Source organism: Dokdonia sp. Hel_I_53 (assembly GCF_007827465.1).
Taxonomy (GTDB): Bacteria; Bacteroidota; Bacteroidia; order Flavobacteriales; family Flavobacteriaceae; genus Dokdonia.
Genome location: NZ_VISL01000001.1, coordinates 217,668 through 233,846, shown reverse-complemented (window position 1 = coordinate 233,846; position 16,179 = coordinate 217,668). Strand labels below are relative to the sequence as shown.

At 35.4% G+C, this 16,179-nt stretch carries 17 protein-coding genes; 7 read left to right on the top strand and 10 right to left on the bottom strand.

Annotation, left to right across the window (positions count from 1 at the left end):
* Window positions 1–37: 37 nt before the first annotated feature.
* The 9 genes from fabG to OD90_RS00970 all read right to left on the bottom strand — a co-directional run bounded on the left by fabG (window position 38) and on the right by OD90_RS00970 (window position 8,667).
* A complete protein-coding gene (fabG, locus tag OD90_RS01010; protein ID WP_144665423.1) occupies window positions 38–784 on the bottom strand; it encodes a 3-oxoacyl-[acyl-carrier-protein] reductase in 747 nt (248 codons plus the stop codon).
* 276 nt (window positions 785–1,060) lie between these two features.
* Window positions 1,061–1,933, bottom strand: coding sequence for a succinate--CoA ligase subunit alpha (sucD, locus tag OD90_RS01005; RefSeq protein WP_144665421.1), 873 nt, complete (start codon window positions 1,931–1,933; stop codon window positions 1,061–1,063).
* A gap of 72 nt (window positions 1,934–2,005) precedes the next feature.
* Complete coding sequence (locus OD90_RS01000) at window positions 2,006–2,407, bottom strand: nuclear transport factor 2 family protein (protein WP_144665419.1); 402 nt, start codon at window positions 2,405–2,407, stop codon at window positions 2,006–2,008.
* A complete protein-coding gene (locus OD90_RS00995; RefSeq protein ID WP_144665417.1) occupies window positions 2,407–3,342 on the bottom strand; it encodes a UDP-3-O-(3-hydroxymyristoyl)glucosamine N-acyltransferase in 936 nt (311 codons plus the stop codon). Before OD90_RS00995 ends, OD90_RS01000 begins: the two co-directional genes overlap by 1 nt.
* Window positions 3,343–3,455: 113 nt before the next feature.
* Window positions 3,456–4,022: an elongation factor P gene (gene efp / locus OD90_RS00990; RefSeq protein WP_144665415.1), complete on the bottom strand. Its 567-nt coding sequence runs from the start codon at window positions 4,020–4,022 to the stop codon at window positions 3,456–3,458.
* Between the two features lie 178 nt (window positions 4,023–4,200).
* On the bottom strand, window positions 4,201–4,983 hold the full coding sequence (gene lpxA, locus OD90_RS00985) for an acyl-ACP--UDP-N-acetylglucosamine O-acyltransferase (RefSeq protein WP_144665413.1): 783 nt from the start codon (window positions 4,981–4,983) through the stop codon (window positions 4,201–4,203).
* A 1-nt stretch (window position 4,984) separates the two neighbouring features.
* Complete coding sequence (locus OD90_RS00980; protein WP_144665411.1) at window positions 4,985–6,391, bottom strand: bifunctional UDP-3-O-[3-hydroxymyristoyl] N-acetylglucosamine deacetylase/3-hydroxyacyl-ACP dehydratase; 1,407 nt, start codon at window positions 6,389–6,391, stop codon at window positions 4,985–4,987.
* A complete protein-coding gene (gene lpxD, locus OD90_RS00975; RefSeq protein WP_144665409.1) occupies window positions 6,388–7,410 on the bottom strand; it encodes a UDP-3-O-(3-hydroxymyristoyl)glucosamine N-acyltransferase in 1,023 nt (340 codons plus the stop codon). The genes OD90_RS00980 and lpxD overlap by 4 nt, the downstream gene beginning before the upstream one ends.
* Window positions 7,411–7,431: 21 nt before the next feature.
* Window positions 7,432–8,667, bottom strand: a complete 1,236-nt coding sequence (locus OD90_RS00970; RefSeq protein ID WP_144665407.1) for an HD domain-containing protein — start codon at window positions 8,665–8,667, stop codon at window positions 7,432–7,434.
* 166 nt (window positions 8,668–8,833) lie between these two features.
* Here OD90_RS00970 and OD90_RS00965 point away from each other — a divergent pair, with 166 nt between their 5' ends.
* From OD90_RS00965 to OD90_RS00955, 3 genes are all read left to right on the top strand, one after another.
* Complete coding sequence (locus OD90_RS00965) at window positions 8,834–10,381, top strand: bifunctional response regulator/alkaline phosphatase family protein (protein ID WP_144665405.1); 1,548 nt, start codon at window positions 8,834–8,836, stop codon at window positions 10,379–10,381.
* Between the two features lie 83 nt (window positions 10,382–10,464).
* Window positions 10,465–10,872, top strand: a complete 408-nt coding sequence (gene tsaE / locus OD90_RS00960; protein WP_144665403.1) for a tRNA (adenosine(37)-N6)-threonylcarbamoyltransferase complex ATPase subunit type 1 TsaE — start codon at window positions 10,465–10,467, stop codon at window positions 10,870–10,872.
* Between the two features lie 171 nt (window positions 10,873–11,043).
* Window positions 11,044–11,616 carry a hypothetical protein gene (locus OD90_RS00955; protein ID WP_144665401.1) on the top strand — a complete coding sequence of 191 codons (573 nt, stop codon included), beginning with the start codon at window positions 11,044–11,046 and terminating at the stop codon, window positions 11,614–11,616.
* A gap of 60 nt (window positions 11,617–11,676) precedes the next feature.
* Here OD90_RS00955 and OD90_RS00950 read toward each other — a convergent pair whose 3' ends face one another.
* Entirely contained in the window at window positions 11,677–12,030 is a 354-nt protein-coding gene (locus OD90_RS00950; protein WP_144665399.1) for a 4Fe-4S dicluster domain-containing protein, read from the bottom strand.
* A gap of 62 nt (window positions 12,031–12,092) precedes the next feature.
* On the opposite strand from OD90_RS00950, the gene OD90_RS00945 reads away from it, so the two are divergent.
* From OD90_RS00945 to OD90_RS00930, 4 genes are all read left to right on the top strand, one after another.
* Window positions 12,093–13,172 carry an acyl-CoA reductase gene (locus tag OD90_RS00945; RefSeq protein WP_144665397.1) on the top strand — a complete coding sequence of 360 codons (1,080 nt, stop codon included), beginning with the start codon at window positions 12,093–12,095 and terminating at the stop codon, window positions 13,170–13,172.
* A gap of 73 nt (window positions 13,173–13,245) precedes the next feature.
* Window positions 13,246–14,310: a 3-phosphoserine/phosphohydroxythreonine transaminase gene (gene serC, locus OD90_RS00940; protein WP_144665395.1), complete on the top strand. Its 1,065-nt coding sequence runs from the start codon at window positions 13,246–13,248 to the stop codon at window positions 14,308–14,310.
* 70 nt (window positions 14,311–14,380) lie between these two features.
* Complete coding sequence (locus OD90_RS00935; protein ID WP_144665393.1) at window positions 14,381–15,331, top strand: D-2-hydroxyacid dehydrogenase; 951 nt, start codon at window positions 14,381–14,383, stop codon at window positions 15,329–15,331.
* A 111-nt stretch (window positions 15,332–15,442) separates the two neighbouring features.
* Entirely contained in the window at window positions 15,443–16,078 is a 636-nt protein-coding gene (locus tag OD90_RS00930; RefSeq protein ID WP_144665391.1) for a DUF937 domain-containing protein, read from the top strand.
* The last annotated feature ends 101 nt before the right edge of the window (window positions 16,079–16,179 follow it).

The window sequence follows — 16,179 nt, the reverse complement described above, 5'->3', positions numbered from 1 at the left end:
ATATAAATTATAACTTTTTATATTGTGCAAATACTTTTTAGGTAAGCATACCTCCGTCTACATTAATAACTTGACCCGTGATATAGGCACTAAGATCACTAGCTAAAAATACACATGCATTTGCTATATCCTCTGGAGAGCCCCCTCGCTTAAGAGGTATTTCTTGCCTCCATCCAGCAACCGTCGCCTCATCTAGCTTTGCTGTCATCTCTGTCTCAATAAAACCAGGAGCAATGACATTTGTACGGATATTACGAGATCCTAGTTCTAATGCCATTGACTTTGAAAAACCAATCATACCTGCCTTAGATGCCGCATAATTTGCTTGACCAGCATTTCCTTTTACTCCTACAACAGAACTCATATTAACAATACTTCCTTTACGTTGCTTGAGCATTGTGCGCTGCACTGCCTTCGTCATATTGAAAACAGACTTTAAATTTACTTCAAGAACTTGATCAAAATCTTTTTCAGACATACGCATCAAGAGATTATCTTTAGTAATACCAGCATTATTGATTAGAATATCTATAGCTCCAAAGTCTTCTAAAACATTTTTCACAAGGTCTTGAGCTTGTTCAAAATCTGCAGCATTACTTTTATACCCTTTCACTTTTACTCCGCTGTTAGATAATTCCTTCTCTAGCTCTTCAGCTGCGCTCGCAGAAGAACTATATGTGAATGCTACATTTGCTCCATGTTGAGCAAAGACTTGAGCTATTCCTTTACCTATACCTCTACTTGCTCCAGTAATGATCGCGGTTTTTCCTTCTAGTAATTTCATATATTAATTGGTCAGTAATTATAAATTATTTCAATAGATACATTTTGTGACTTAAATTTAATATGCTTAAGTCTATCTGTAAAGTATGTGTGGAAGCTTTTCAATACTCAAGCACTCGACGCTAAAGCTCTTGGTGATTATATTTTTACTTTACAAATAGATATTTTTAAAAACAATCACATTTATTCTATACTCAAATATAAGAATTACGCTAAGCATAGGGCACAAAAAAACCTCTCGAAGTTGAGAGGTTTTTTTAAAAATATGTCACTAAGATTATCCTAGAACTTCGGCAACTTTTTTACCTATTTCTGCTGGACTATCTACTACATGAATTCCACACTCACGCATTATTGCTTTCTTTGCTTGCGCTGTATCATCAGATCCTCCTACGATTGCTCCTGCATGACCCATTGTACGTCCCGCTGGTGCTGTTTCTCCTGCAATAAAACCTATTACTGGTTTTTTGCTTCCGCTTTCCTTATACCATTTTGCAGCATCTCCTTCAAGTTGCCCTCCTATTTCACCTATCATTACAACAGCTTCAGTTTCAGGGTCATTAATAAGAAGCTCTACTGCCTCTTTAGTGGTAGTTCCAATAATTGGATCTCCACCAATACCGATAGCTGTAGTAATACCAAGCCCTTGTTTTACAACTTGGTCTGCCGCTTCATAGGTAAGTGTTCCAGATTTTGAAACAATACCAACTTTTCCTTTCTTAAAAACAAATCCTGGCATAATACCTACTTTTGCTTCACCTGGAGTAATTACACCAGGACAGTTAGGTCCAATAAGACGACAGTTTCTTGTACTTATATAATTTGAGGCTTTGATCATATCTGATACTGGAATTCCTTCAGTAATGGTAATAATTACTTTTATTCCCGCGTCTGCTGCTTCCATAATTGCATCGGCAGCAAATGCTGGCGGTACAAAAATAATTGTAGTATCAGCTCCTACTTTATCTACTGCTTCTTGCACCGTATTAAAAACAGGCTTATCGAGATGAGTTTGCCCTCCTTTACCTGGAGTAACTCCACCAACTACATTTGTTCCATATTCGATCATTTGACCTGCGTGAAAAGTACCTTCACTTCCAGTAAATCCTTGAACAATTATTTTTGAATCCTTATTGACTAAAACGCTCATTAGTTTGTTTTAAAATTTGCACTGCAAAAATAGCAGTTTGAATATGTATTCTAAAGTAAAAATGAGAGATTTTTACTTCCAAGACTTCATTGCCTCTTTAGATTCTTCTATGGGCTGACTCATTTGATACCCTCTATGCAAAAGACCATCAGTTAACTCCCATATTGCCATAAAATGAGCAATTGGTAATTCTATTTCAGGCTGCTCAATCGTAGTTACAAAATAAGTAAAACGAATAGTTACTTGGTTTTCTTTAGAAAAGAGGTGCGTGACCTCTGGCCTTACAGAATCAAAAGATTTTCCAGCTTCTGCTGCCATATTTCTTATGTCCTCTATATCCATATGGCTATAACCTGTCTTAGCATTCCAAAAAAGTTTCATTTCTGGATGTAAGAATTTGTCTATATTTTCTGGTTCATTGAAAAAATCAGAATTATAGAACTCTGCCACAATTTTTTTATTACTCTTAGCCATTACTCTCTCTTTAGTTTTTCTAATACTTCTTGAACTTGACGTAATGCTGCCAGTTCTTTATATTTTGTTCTAATTTCACCAGCTGGAGATCCAAAATAATTTTTACCTCCTTCAAGTGATTTGCTTACGCCACTTTGTGCCGATATTACTGCCTTTTTACCGATGGTAATTCCACTCGTGATGCCTACTTGTCCCCACAAAGTTACCTCATCTTCAATTACGACGCAGCCAGCCACGGTTGTCTGTGCGGCAATTAGTACTTTTTTGCCCAAAACTGTATCATGCCCTATATGAACTTGATTGTCTAGTTTTGACCCTTCCCCTATCGTTGTATCACCAGTAACTCCTTTGTCAATTGTTGCTCCAGCCCCTATTTCTACATTGTTTTTTACAATCACGCGGCCTCCAGATTTTAATTTATCAAATCCTTCTGGTCGATTTTTATAATAAAAAGCGTCTGCACCCAATATCGCTCCAGCATGAATTACAACGTTATCGCCTATAACCGTATTATCGTACAAGACTACGTTGGGGTGAATGAGACAATCACTTCCAATAGAGACATTATTACCCACAAAAACATTAGGCTGGATTCTAGTACCACTGCCTATGTTTGCAGAGTCTGCAATCATCTTGTCTGAGCTTATAAAAGAATTAAAATGATCTGTAAGTTTATTAAAATCCCTAAAAGGATCATCAGATATGAGTAATGCTTTCCCTTCAGGACAAGTAACTTTTTTGTTTATAAGGATGATTGTGGCTGCACTCTGAAGTGCTTTATCATAATATTTAGGATGATCCACAAAAACAACATCTCCTGGCTCTACCACATGAATTTCATTCATCCCACTTACAGGGAAAGAATCATCACCTATGTAGGTAGTATTTATTATACTAGCAATCTCTTTAAGAGTATATATTTTTGAAAATTTCACGACTACGAATATAATACCTATATATCGTTGTCACAACAATGAAAAAACAATTCCTATAAAATAAAAAATCCCGCAAAATTGCAGGATTTTATGATTCGAATGAATGTGAAAAATTATTCTTTCACACGCTCTTTATAGGTTCCTTTATCAGTTTCTACTTTAATTTTATCTCCCTCATTTATAAAAAGTGGTACGTTTACCTCTGCTCCTGTTTCTACTGTAGCTGGCTTTGTCGCATTTGTAGCAGTATTACCTTTTACTCCAGGTTCTGTATGTGTTACTTCAAGTATGACAGAAGCTGGCATATCTACAGAAAGAGGCGCATTATCTTCTGTATTGATAAGTACAGTAACTACTTCTCCTTCTTTTAACAAATCAGAGCGATCAAGAGCGGTTTCTTGTAATGCAATTTGCGTATAATCCTCTGTATTCATAAAATGATATCCCTCTGCATCATTATACAAAAATTGAAATTTATGAGTTTCTACTCTTACTTCATCAATTTTGTGACCTGCAGAAAATGTGTTATCTAAAACTTTTCCAGTAGTTACACTTTTCATTTTAGTACGTACAAAAGCAGGTCCTTTCCCAGGTTTTACGTGTAAAAATTCAACAATTTTATAAATGTCGTGATTATAATTTATACAAAGTCCGTTACGTATATCTGATGTTGTTGCCATTTTTTGGTATTAATTCTGGGATCAAATTATTGTCCCAAGTTGATTATCAATTATTATGTTGCGCTTGCGCGAAAATAGGAAAACTTTTTATTCTCGCAGTTTGATGTCCTATCCTTTTTATGACAACAAGCTTTAAATTAAAAGTATAGATGTACACTTTCGCGAAAGCGAACTCGTACTATGAGCTAAAATAGCCCTTCATAATACCGCGCTGGGAATTACGAATAAATTGTAATATTTCATCTCGCTCTGCAGTTGCTTCCATCTCTGCCTCAATAATAGCCACTGCTTGTGTATTATTGTAATTCTTTTGATATAAAATTCTAAAAATATCTTGTATCTCACGTATTTTCTCTGTAGAAAATCCTCTGCGACGTAATCCTATAGAGTTAATTCCTACGTAACTTAAAGGCTCACGTCCAGCCTTAACAAAAGGAGGTACATCTTTACGCACTAAAGAGCCACCCGTTACAAAAGCATGACTACCTATTGTGCAAAATTGTTGCACTGCCGCCATACCTGCAAGTACTACATGATCACCTACGGTTATATGACCTGCAAGCGTGCTATTGTTTGAAAAAATACAGTTATCTCCAACGACACAATCGTGGGCGATATGACAATACGCCATAATCCAACAATTATTACCTACCTGAGTTTTCATACGATCTGAAGTTCCTCTATTAATCGTAACGCACTCTCTTATTGTGGTGTTATCTCCTATGATCGTTACCGTATCTTCATCATTAAACTTTTTATCTTGAGGAACTGCAGATATTACTGCTCCAGGAAAAATACTCACATTTTTACCTATGCGCGCTCCTTCCATAATAGTAACATTAGATCCTATCCAACTTCCTTCTCCTATCACAACATTATTATGAATAGTGGTAAAAGGTTCTATTACTACATTCTTTGCAATTTTTGCACCTGGATGAACGTATGCTAACGGTTGATTCATATTAGTTATTTTTTACTTTAACGATTTGCGCCATGATCTCAGCTTCTGACACTAGTTTTCCGTTTGCATACGCTTTTGCCTGCATTACACAAATCCCTCTACGAATTGGTGCTATAAGATCAAGCTTAAAAATAAGTGTATCCCCAGGTACCACTTGATGCTTGTAGCGCACATTATCTATTTTTAATAAATAGGTTAGATAATTCTCTGGATCAGGAACTGTGCTTAATACCAGAATTCCTCCTGTTTGTGCCATTGCCTCAATTTGTAAAACTCCTGGCATTACTGGTGAGCCTGGAAAATGTCCTACAAAAAACGGCTCATTCATAGTCACATTTTTCACACCTATCACATGCTTTTCAGTGAGCTCTAAAATTCTATCTACTAATAAAAATGGAGGCCTATGTGGAAGCATTTCCATTATTTGATTGATATCCTTAACAGGTTTAGCATGCAAATCCACATCTGGAACGTAGTTTCTACGTTCATTCTTTATAATTTTTTGCAGTTTTTTTGCAAACTGAGTATTCACAAAGTGGCCTGGCTTATTTGCTATAATTTTACCCTTTAAGCGAGTACCTACTAGTGCAAGATCCCCGATAACATCTAGCAGTTTATGACGGGCCGCTTCATTTGCATGGTGCAAGGTTAAATTATCTAATATACCATTAGGTTTGACTGAAATGTTATCTTTATTAAATGCAACCTTGAGTTTTTCCATAGTACTTTGAGATAGCTCTTTATCTACATATACAATGGCATTATTTAGGTCTCCACCTTTAATGAGACCATGTTCAAGGAGCATTTCAATCTCATGTAAGAAGCTAAAAGTTCTACTATCAGAAATTTCTGATTTGAATTCTGAAAGGTTTGAGATACTAGCATTCTGTGTTCCTAAAACCTTTGTTCCAAAATCAACCATGGTTGTAACTTGATACTCATCTGCTGGCATCAATATAATCTCACTTCCTGTTTCTTCATCTCGGTACGTTATAATTTCTTTTACAACATACTCATCCCTTTCTGCTTCTTGCTCAATTATTCCTGCATTTTCAAGTGCTTCTACAAAAAACTTAGAAGACCCATCCATTATAGGAGGTTCTGAAGCATTAAGCTCTATAATTAAGTTATCTACTTCTAAACCTACACAAGCAGCTAGGACATGCTCCGTTGTTTGGATAGATACATCACCTTTCTCTAAGTTAGTACCCCGCTGTGTGTTAGTCACTAAAGAAGCATCGGCAGCAATAACTGGCATACCTTCTAAATCAACTCTTTTAAACTGGTAGCCGTGATTTTCTGGTGCAGGTTTAAAAGTCATTGTAACTTCTGCACCTGTGTGCAGTCCCACTCCTTTTAGACTCACATCCTTAGCGATTGTTTTTTGTTTTGCTAAAGCTTCACTCATTTTTTGATTTGTTTTTCTAATTTATTGACTGCCTTAGCAATCTTAGGTAAGTTTTTAAAGTATACATAGGATCTATTCCAATCTGCATAGTTGAAAGAAGGAGAACCTTGTAATGTTTCGTCATCTTTTATGTTACGACCTATTCCAGATTGAGCTTGAATACGCACACGATCACCAATGGTTAAATGACCAGCGATTCCTACTTGACCACCTATAAGGCAGTGTTTTCCAATTTTTGTTGAGCCAGCAACTCCTGTCTGCGCTGCGATTGCTGTATGCGCTCCTATTTCAACATTGTGAGCGATTTGAATTTGATTATCTAATTTGACACCTTCATGTATAACAGTAGAACCTAATGTCGCTCGATCTATAGTTGTTCCAGCCCCTATATCAACGTGATCTGCTATTATCACATTTCCCGTTTGTGGAACTTTTGAATACTCTCCTTTATCATTTGGAGTAAAACCAAAACCATCTGCCCCTACAATAGCACCACTATGTATATACACAGTATTACCTATCACACTATCAGAGTATACCTTAGATCCTGCAAAAAGCACACAATTATCCCCTATCGTTACATTATCACCCACATACACATTCGGATAAATTTTTACATTATTTCCTATTATTACATTCTCTCCTATGTAGGAGAAAGCACCAAGATATAATGAGTCACCATATTTAGCTGTATCCGAAATAAAGCAGGGCTGTTCAATACCCGTTTTATTAAGCTTTACTTGGTTATAATATTCTAGCAATTTAGAAAAGGACTTATAGGCATCCTCAACTCTTATGAGAGTTGTTTTAATATCACTCTCTGCCACGAAGTCACTATTAACGATAGTGATACTTGCATTTGTAGAATAAATGAATGATGCATACTTAGGGTTTGCTAGAAAAGTTAGAGAACCTGGTACTCCTTCTTCTATTTTGGCGAGTTTGGAAACTTCTACTTCAGGGTCACCTTCTACGGTGCCTTCGAGAATTCCTGCAATTTGAGCGGCGGTGAATTTCATTACTCACAAAAATAGGAAAAATTAACCTTTGACTTTTGGGTAACAGAGATAGTTTTTTACGACCTCCTTAGTAAGTGACTTTAAACTAAGCTGGTCACTAGCTTTTACAACATCAATTATTTTTCCATTATTGAGAAGAATATTGATTCCTCCCTTTTTATAATTATAAGCTTGATTTGAAATGGTTCCAGCAAATACAAAATAAGATGCTTCATCTTCTGAAATTCTATACGTATCCATAAGCATTGCTTTGTGGAGTGCTATTTTTGATTTTTTAAAAGGTTTTTTTCGGATTTTCACCTTTAGCAAATCTCTTTCAATCACACACTTGGACAATTCAGAAAGCACAAAATCTTCATGACTACACCATTCTTTCATAGCCGAAATAATATCATAGTCGTCTAATTGAGAAAAAATATCCAGGCTTTTTTCAATATTCTCAACGCCTATCCTATAATTTAAAAAATGGGATAAGGCAGCACTAGAATGTAATTGCACTCCACTATGAGACAACTCCTTTGCTCTTTTTAATACTCTAGTAATTAATTGCTCTGCAACAATACCTGTTTTATGTAAATAAACCTGCCAGTACATGAGCCTACGGGCTACTAGAAATTTTTCTACGGTGTAAATACCTTTTTCTTCTACAACGAGTTCATCATCTTTTACATTAAGCATTGCGACAATGCGCTCAGTATTTATATTACCTTCGGCCATACCCGTGTAAAAGCTATCTCGTTTAAGATAGTCTGTTCTATCCATATCAAGTTGTCCAGATACTAGTTGATTTAAGAAGGCACGATGGTACGTGCCTTTAAAAATTTGAATAGCCAGCGTTAAACTTCCGTTAAACTCTTCATTTAAAGACTCCATAAAAAGGAGGGAAATATGCTCATGATTGACTCCTTCTACAATACTATGTTCCATAGCATGTGAGAATGGACCATGCCCAATATCATGTAGTAATATAGCGATTAGAACACCATTTTTTTCTTCCTCAGAAATAGTAACTCCCTTATCTACAAGCACTTTTAAGGCTTTTTGCATAACTCCTAAACAACCTATGGCATGTTGAAATCGAGTGTGGTGCGCTCCTGGATAAACTAGATACGAGAGCCCCATTTGAGAGATACGTCTCAATCGTTGAAAATACTTGTGCTGGATAAGATCAAATATGACCCCATTTGGGATAGTAATAAACCCGTAAATAGGGTCGTTAATTATTGTAGTTTTGTTAGAACTGGAAACTGATGCCAATTTGTTGTGGTTTTTTAATTCCGCTTTCGCGAAAGCTTGATTACTTCAAAGATAAGCCTTAAAATGCTACTTACACCTTACCTGTTTTACATTCACGATGGTTAGGAAACTGAACTAATTAGGCATACACAAATAATTACATTTTATTAAAAAGATATAATCACATATGAGCAACATACAAATACTTTGGGTAGATGATGAAATTGATTTACTAAAACCACATATTTTATTTCTTGAGAAGAAAAATTACAGCGTTACTACTTGTGATAATGGTGCAGAAGCAGTGGAAATGATAGACGAAAAGAATTTTGATATCATTTTCTTAGATGAAAATATGCCTGGATTGACGGGATTAGAAACGCTCAGCGAAATTAAAAACAAAAGAGAAAGCGTACCTATAGTAATGATCACTAAGAGTGAAGAAGAATACATTATGGAAGAAGCTATCGGTTCCAAAATTGTTGATTACCTTATAAAGCCTGTTAATCCAAATCAAATTCTTTTAAGTCTCAAGAAAAACTTAGATCACAGTAGACTGATTAGCCAGAAAACCACTTCATCTTACCAACAAGAGTTTCGTAAAATTGCGATGGATCTTTCTATGGTGAATAGCTTTGAAGAGTGGGCAGAGCTCTATCAAAAGCTTATTTATTGGGAAATGGAGCTAGAAGGCATTGAAGATACAGGTATGTTTGAAATTCTTGAGTCACAAAAGGTTGAGGCAAATAATCAGTTCTGCAAATTTGTAGATAAAAACTATAGAGATTGGTTTGATGGTCACGACGCTCCTACAATGTCTCATACGCTATTTAAAAATAAGGTAGCTCCTCACATAAAAACTGGGAAGCCTACGCTATTTGTGGTAATAGATAATTTAAGGTACGATCAATGGAAAGCATTTGAGCCACATTTACAATCCTACTATAAGAAAACATACGAAACCCCTTACTATAGTATTTTACCAACAGCAACACAATATGCACGTAATTCAATATTTTCTGGACTCATGCCGGCAGATATGAAAAAAAAGCATCCAGATTTATGGCTGGATGATACAGATGAAGGCGGTAAGAACATGCACGAAGCAGACTTTTTAGAAGCGCAACTCAAAAGACTATCGCTGGATGTAAAATGGGAATATCATAAAATTACCAATCTTAAAAAAGGAAAAAAACTAGCAGATAATTTTAAGTCACAAAAAGAAAATGATCTGACTGTGGTCGTATATAATTTTGTGGATATGCTCTCTCACTCAAAAACAGAAATGGAAGTGATTAAAGAACTTGCTAGTAATGATAAATCGTACAGATCTCTTACAGAAAGTTGGTTTAAAAACTCCCCTTTACTTGAGATGATACAACAGGCTCAAGAAATGGGAATGAAATTAATTATTACCACAGACCATGGAACTATTAATGTCAAGAATCCTTCAAAAGTGATTGGAGATAAGAATACTAGCCTTAATTTACGTTATAAAACCGGAAAGAGTTTAACTTATGAAAATAAAGAGGTTTTTGCTGCAGAAGACCCAAGAACTATTCATTTACCCACAATAAATATGAGTAGTTCTTTCATATTTGCAAAAGGGGATCTATTTTTTGCTTACCCTAATAATTTTAATCATTATGTAGGTTATTATCGAAACACATATCAACACGGGGGCGTAAGTTTAGAGGAGATGATTATACCATTCGTAGTGATGGAACCAAAATAATATACTATTAAGTCCCAACCTCCTACTTAACATATATGCCCCTTTTAACCAATTACAATGTAGACCTTTTATAATAATAATTAATGCAAACTACGTATACACTTTCTCAAATAGATCAAGTTGCCAAAGAGATTATTACGAAATCAAAAAGTAAAACTTTATTGTTTTATGGAGAAATGGGAGCTGGAAAAACCACGCTTATAAAATCAATCTTAAAACAATTAGGGGTGGAAGCTTCTTCGAGCAGTCCCACTTTTTCAATTGTAAATGAACATGTTTCTAATACAGGTGAGCAAATATATCATTTTGATTTCTACCGTATTAAACAAGAAGAGGAGGCATTAGATATTGGTTTTGAAGAGTATATTTATCAAGGAGATTGGATATTCATAGAATGGCCAGAAAAAATAAGAAACTACATTCCAAAAGATTCTCAATCTGTTTCAATGATGTCTATAAATGAAAGAGAGAGGGCGTTTGAATTAAATTAAAGACTAGCAGCAAATTAAAAATTAGTATCTTAATGTGTTGTTAATCTTTTTATTCATTTTAACATTACTTTAAACAGAATATCAGTATACTGACACTTGCTTTTAATTTTCATCGTGAAATTTAATAAGTAACTCGCTAAAAAATATTTCTTTATACCTAAACAGTAAAGGATGCAGGATAAACAGTCAGTAATCGATCATCTCAAAAAAAAACATAAGTCAAAATCAAGAATTTTAGCTACAGGTACAATAATAGCCCTTATAATAGCATTGTCTCCTTTGTTTTTTTACTCCTACTTAATCATTCCATCAGAGGTTTCTTATAAAACATTTCTAGGAACGATTCAAAGTAATTACTATCAAGATGTTCAAGTATTATTTTGGGTATTATTTGGTAAGCTAGCTCCTTTTATGTTGCTAGTTATATGGTTTTTTACTTGCAAACACTGGTGGTATCATGTTATTCTTATACCTATGAGCATGTACATTGTTCAAATAGTGGTGACTTTAAATGATGATTTACAATTTACAGACAGTAAGGAAATTATCTTTATCATACCTATCATAGCTCTAATTGCTACTTTATCGTATACGATTAGAATTAACATATTTGATCGCATTTACGGTGTAGATTTAAGCCAAGAATTTAAACGCGTAAAATGGAATGGTAAAATTGTAAAAATTCCAGCAGATTCAAATTTGGATCTACCAGAAGTTCATGATAATGAAGAATTCAAAGAATAGAGTTTTGGTGTTTATAAATAAAAAGAGTTTTATTTATATATCCTTCTTTAAGTTAGGCATTTAGGCATCCTTATGCATAAAAGCCTGTTTTTTAAGCAATTCCTCTTCTGTCTCAACGTGATCATCATCAGGCACACAACAATCTACTGGACAAACAGCGGCACATTGTGGTTCTTCATGAAAGCCTTTGCACTCAGTGCATTTATCAGGAATGATGTAGTAAACCTCATCACTTATAGGTTCTTGAGCATCATTAGCGTCTACTTCTTTTCCATTAGGCAACACAACAGATCCATCTAGATCTGTACCATCGGCATAGCGCCAGTCATCTGCTCCTTCATAGATAGCTGTGTTAGGACATTCTGGCTCGCAAGCCCCACAGTTTATACATTCGTCTGTTATGATAATTGCCATAGGTTTCTTTTTGGGTAACTTTGCACAAAAATAACGCCTAGACCGCGATTTGCCAAAACGATATGACGCTTCAACAAAGAATTAACGCTTTTTCAGAATTAGGTAAGTTTTTAAGCCAGTTCTCAAGAGAAACCATCTCACAAAAGGAAGGGGTGCCTTACAATGATCTGTTTTTTGATGGTATGATACATCAAATAAAACTTGCACAGCAATCTAATGGATGGTTTACTAAGGAAAATGTTTTATTTGCTATTGAAGGCTGGGCAAATACTTTAACAGAAGAAAACCTTACAAAATGGCTAATTCCTTACAAAGAAAGGTTTCCAAAACAACAATCAGCTAAGATTATCGCCGTTATCATGGCTGGAAATATACCACTAGTTGGTTTTCACGACTTCTTATGCGTAATAATTACGGGTCATAATTTTATAGGAAAACAGTCCAGTAACGATAAGCATCTCCTCCCCTTTTTAGCTAAATATCTAGAATATGCAGCTAATGGATTTAAAGGCAGGATTAACTTTACTGAGGAGAAATTGCCAGCACATGATGCTGTCATAGCAACTGGTAGTGATAATACGGCACGTTATTTTGAATATTATTTTGGTAAAAAACCAAATATCATTCGGAAAAATCGAAACTCAGTAGCTGTTTTGACTGGTAAGGAAACTAGTGAAGAACTCCAGAAACTATCTGAAGATGTATTTAGGTATTTTGGGTTAGGCTGCCGTAATGTTTCAAAATTATTTGTACCTGAAGGCTACAATTTTGACAACCTCTTTAAGGCAATTTATTCTTGGAATAGACTTATGAATGTAGCAAAATATGCAAATAATTATGATTACAACAAAGCCGTGTACCTCATGAGTCTATTTGACCTTTTGGAAAATGGCTTTCTAATGTTAAAGGAAGATAAGAACTACGGCTCCCCTATCGCAACACTTTTTTACGAAACTTATATTTCTCAAGAAAGTCTAGAACAACAACTTCTCTCAGATAAAGATAAAATACAGTGTGTGGTAAGTAATCGCTTTCGCGAAAGCGGAATAAAAACAATCGTCCCCTTTGGTAAAACTCAAAAACCCAATCTTGAGGACTACGCTGATGATGTGGATACAATTGCATTTTTATTAAACATTTAGCCAATAAATTATCAATTTGCCTCTTGGTATTTCTCCACTTTTGGGCATCTTTGTAATGTAAAAAAAGTACCAAATGAAAAAGCACAATTTTAGCGCAGGACCTTGTATATTACCTCAAGAAGTTTTTCAAGAAGCCTCAGAAGCGATATTAAATTTTAACAACTCTGGTCTTTCTATTCTAGAAATTTCACATAGAAGTAAGGACTTTGTTGACGTTATGGATGAGGCTAGAAACCTTGCTTTAGAGTTACTTAATTTAGAAGGAAAAGGCTATAAAGCGTTATTCCTACAAGGTGGTGCAAGTACCCAATTCTTAATGGTGGCCTACAATATTCTTCAAAACAAAGCGGGATATATTAACACAGGTACATGGAGTGATAAAGCCATTAAGGAAGCAAAACTATTTGGTGAAGTTGCTCAAGTTGCCTCAAGTAAGGATGCAAACTATAACTATATCCCAAAAGGTTTTATGCTACCTGAAGATCTAGACTACCTACACCTTACTAGCAACAATACGATATTTGGTACACAAATTAAACATTTTCCTAAAGTAGACTGTCCACTCATATGCGATATGAGTAGTGATATTTTCTCTAGAGATATTGACTTTGGCCAGTTTGATTTAATTTATGCAGGAGCTCAAAAAAATATGGGCCCAGCAGGTACAACACTTGTCGTACTAAGGGAGGACATTTTAGGGAAAGTTACCAGACAAATCCCTTCAATGCTCAATTACCAGACACATATAAGCAAAGGAAGTATGTTCAATACACCTCCAGTATATGCGGTATATGTGTCAATGCTTACCATGAGGTGGCTTAAGAAACTAGGAGGTATTAGCGCTATAGAAGAAATTAATGATCGCAAAGCTACACTCCTATACAGTGAGATAGATCTGAACCCTCTTTTTAAAGGTTTTGCTGCAGAAGAGGATCGCTCTACCATGAATGCTACATTTTCTCTAACGGACGGTGACTTAAAAGAAACCTTTGACGCAATGTGGAAAGAAGCAGGAATTAACGGTCTTAACGGTCACAGAAGTGTAGGAGGTTATAGAGCTTCTATGTACAATGCCCTCTCAATGGATAGCGTAGGAGTACTTGTTGACGTCATGAGTGAGCTAGAAAGAAAGGCTTAATAGTAAGTATCCTCTAATATAAATAAATACTGAACTTCTCTTTTTATAAAAGAGATATAATAAAATTTTTATGAAAGTATTAGCTAACGACGGTATATCACAAACAGGGATAGATTCACTTGAAGCTGCAGGCTTCGAAGTTATCACGACAAATGTTGCCCAAGATCAACTTGAAAATTTCATCAATAGCAATGCAATAGATGTTATTCTTGTACGTAGTGCAACGACGGTACGTAAAGAGCTTATTGATGCATGCCCTTCCATTAAAGTAGTAGGTCGTGGTGGTGTTGGCATGGATAATATTGATGTGCAATATGCTAGAGATAAAGGGCTAGACGTAATTAATACACCGGCAGCATCTTCTGCTTCTGTAGCTGAGCTTGTTTTTGCTCATTTGTATACAGGAGTCCGTTTTTTGTATGATTCAAATAGAAATATGCCTCTTGATGGAGATACAAAATTTAAGAACCTTAAAAAAGCGTACGCAAAAGGTATAGAGCTTAGAGGTAAAACGATAGGTATCATTGGTTTTGGGCGCATAGGTCAAGAGACTGCAAAGATTGCTTTAGGAGTAGGCATGAAAGTTATTTACAGTGACCCATTCATGGATAAAGCCTCTGTGACCGTTCCTTTTTTTGATGGACAATCGGTTACATGTCATTTTTCTTCCATTTCAAAGGAAGAACTCTTAAAAGAATCAGACTTTATATCACTCCATATTCCAGCGCAAAAGGAATACGTTATTGGAAAAAAAGAGCTGGAATTAATGAAAGATGGAGCGGGCATCGTAAATGCCGCCAGAGGTGGTGTTTTAGATGAAGTAGCGCTTCTAGCCTCATTAGACTCTGGTAAAATTTCTTTTGCAGGTTTAGACGTTTTTGAAAATGAACCTACACCAGCAGTTCAAGTTTTAATGCATCCTAAAGTTAGTCTTACACCACATATAGGTGCTGCTACAAGTGGTGCTCAAGATAGAATAGGCACTGAACTTGCTGAGCAGATTATAGCAATTTTAAATTAAAAAAATTGAACTATTATATTTTAAAAACCGCCCGCGTGGCGGTTTTTGATAGCATCTAATGTGGTATTTAATTTGTACCTTTTACCATTATTTAACTAAATACAATCAATAATGGCAGGATTACTAGATCTTTTGAATAGTGACTTAGGCAAAAGCCTTATAAGTGGTGCAAGTGCAAAATCAAATACTTCAGAGCAAAAAACAGCAGATGTATTGAGCATGGCATTACCAGTACTCATGGGTGCTATGAAAAAAAATGTGCAAACACCCCAAGGAGCAGCTGGTCTAATGGGCGCGTTGTCTAATAAGCATAATGGAGGTATTTTAGAAAGTATAGGAGATATTATGGGTAATGGGGGTCCAGATGAAGGCCTTATGTCTGATGGTGCAGGTATTCTAAAACATCTTTTAGGCGGTAAGCAATCAAATGTTGAAAATGCTTTAAGCGCAAAGTCTGGGGTTGACCCAAACTCTATTGCTCAAATATTAAAAGTAGCCGCGCCTATTCTTATGGGAGTATTAGGAAAACAAACTAAAGATTCCAATATTAATGATGGAAATGGCATGAATGCTCTTTTAGGAAGTATGCTTGGAGGACAACCAAAGGAAAACCAAAGTTTAATTACCACCCTTCTAGATTCAGACGGAGACGGAAGCATACTTGATGATGTTGCAGGTATGGTACTAGGTAGTAACAAGAAAAAAGGAGGATTAGGAGGTCTTTTAGGAGGACTGTTTGGAAAATAAAAACTTCACATTTTATAAGTATTACTAAAAGGCACTCTTGATAAGAGTGCCTTTTTTGGTATTATATACTTGGTTTATAAGAATCTAAATAAGCTAATTCT

Excerpts from the sequence above, each read along its gene's own strand:
- fabG (WP_144665423.1), bottom strand. The coding sequence starts at position 784 with ATGAAATTACTAGAAGGAAAAACCGCGATCATTACTGGAGCAAGTAGA.
- sucD (WP_144665421.1), bottom strand. The coding sequence starts at position 1,933 with ATGAGCGTTTTAGTCAATAAGGATTCAAAAATAATTGTTCAAGGATTT.
- OD90_RS01000 (WP_144665419.1), bottom strand. The coding sequence starts at position 2,407 with ATGGCTAAGAGTAATAAAAAAATTGTGGCAGAGTTCTATAATTCTGAT.
- efp (WP_144665415.1), bottom strand. The coding sequence starts at position 4,022 with ATGGCAACAACATCAGATATACGTAACGGACTTTGTATAAATTATAAT.
- lpxA (WP_144665413.1), bottom strand. The coding sequence starts at position 4,983 with ATGAATCAACCGTTAGCATACGTTCATCCAGGTGCAAAAATTGCAAAG.
- OD90_RS00980 (WP_144665411.1), bottom strand. The coding sequence starts at position 6,391 with ATGAGTGAAGCTTTAGCAAAACAAAAAACAATCGCTAAGGATGTGAGT.
- lpxD (WP_144665409.1), bottom strand. The coding sequence starts at position 7,410 with ATGAAATTCACCGCCGCTCAAATTGCAGGAATTCTCGAAGGCACCGTA.
- OD90_RS00965 (WP_144665405.1), top strand. The coding sequence starts at position 8,834 with ATGAGCAACATACAAATACTTTGGGTAGATGATGAAATTGATTTACTA.
- tsaE (WP_144665403.1), top strand. The coding sequence starts at position 10,465 with ATGCAAACTACGTATACACTTTCTCAAATAGATCAAGTTGCCAAAGAG.
- OD90_RS00955 (WP_144665401.1), top strand. The coding sequence starts at position 11,044 with ATGCAGGATAAACAGTCAGTAATCGATCATCTCAAAAAAAAACATAAG.
- OD90_RS00950 (WP_144665399.1), bottom strand. The coding sequence starts at position 12,030 with ATGGCAATTATCATAACAGACGAATGTATAAACTGTGGGGCTTGCGAG.
- OD90_RS00945 (WP_144665397.1), top strand. The coding sequence starts at position 12,093 with ATGACGCTTCAACAAAGAATTAACGCTTTTTCAGAATTAGGTAAGTTT.
- serC (WP_144665395.1), top strand. The coding sequence starts at position 13,246 with ATGAAAAAGCACAATTTTAGCGCAGGACCTTGTATATTACCTCAAGAA.
- OD90_RS00935 (WP_144665393.1), top strand. The coding sequence starts at position 14,381 with ATGAAAGTATTAGCTAACGACGGTATATCACAAACAGGGATAGATTCA.
- OD90_RS00930 (WP_144665391.1), top strand. The coding sequence starts at position 15,443 with ATGGCAGGATTACTAGATCTTTTGAATAGTGACTTAGGCAAAAGCCTT.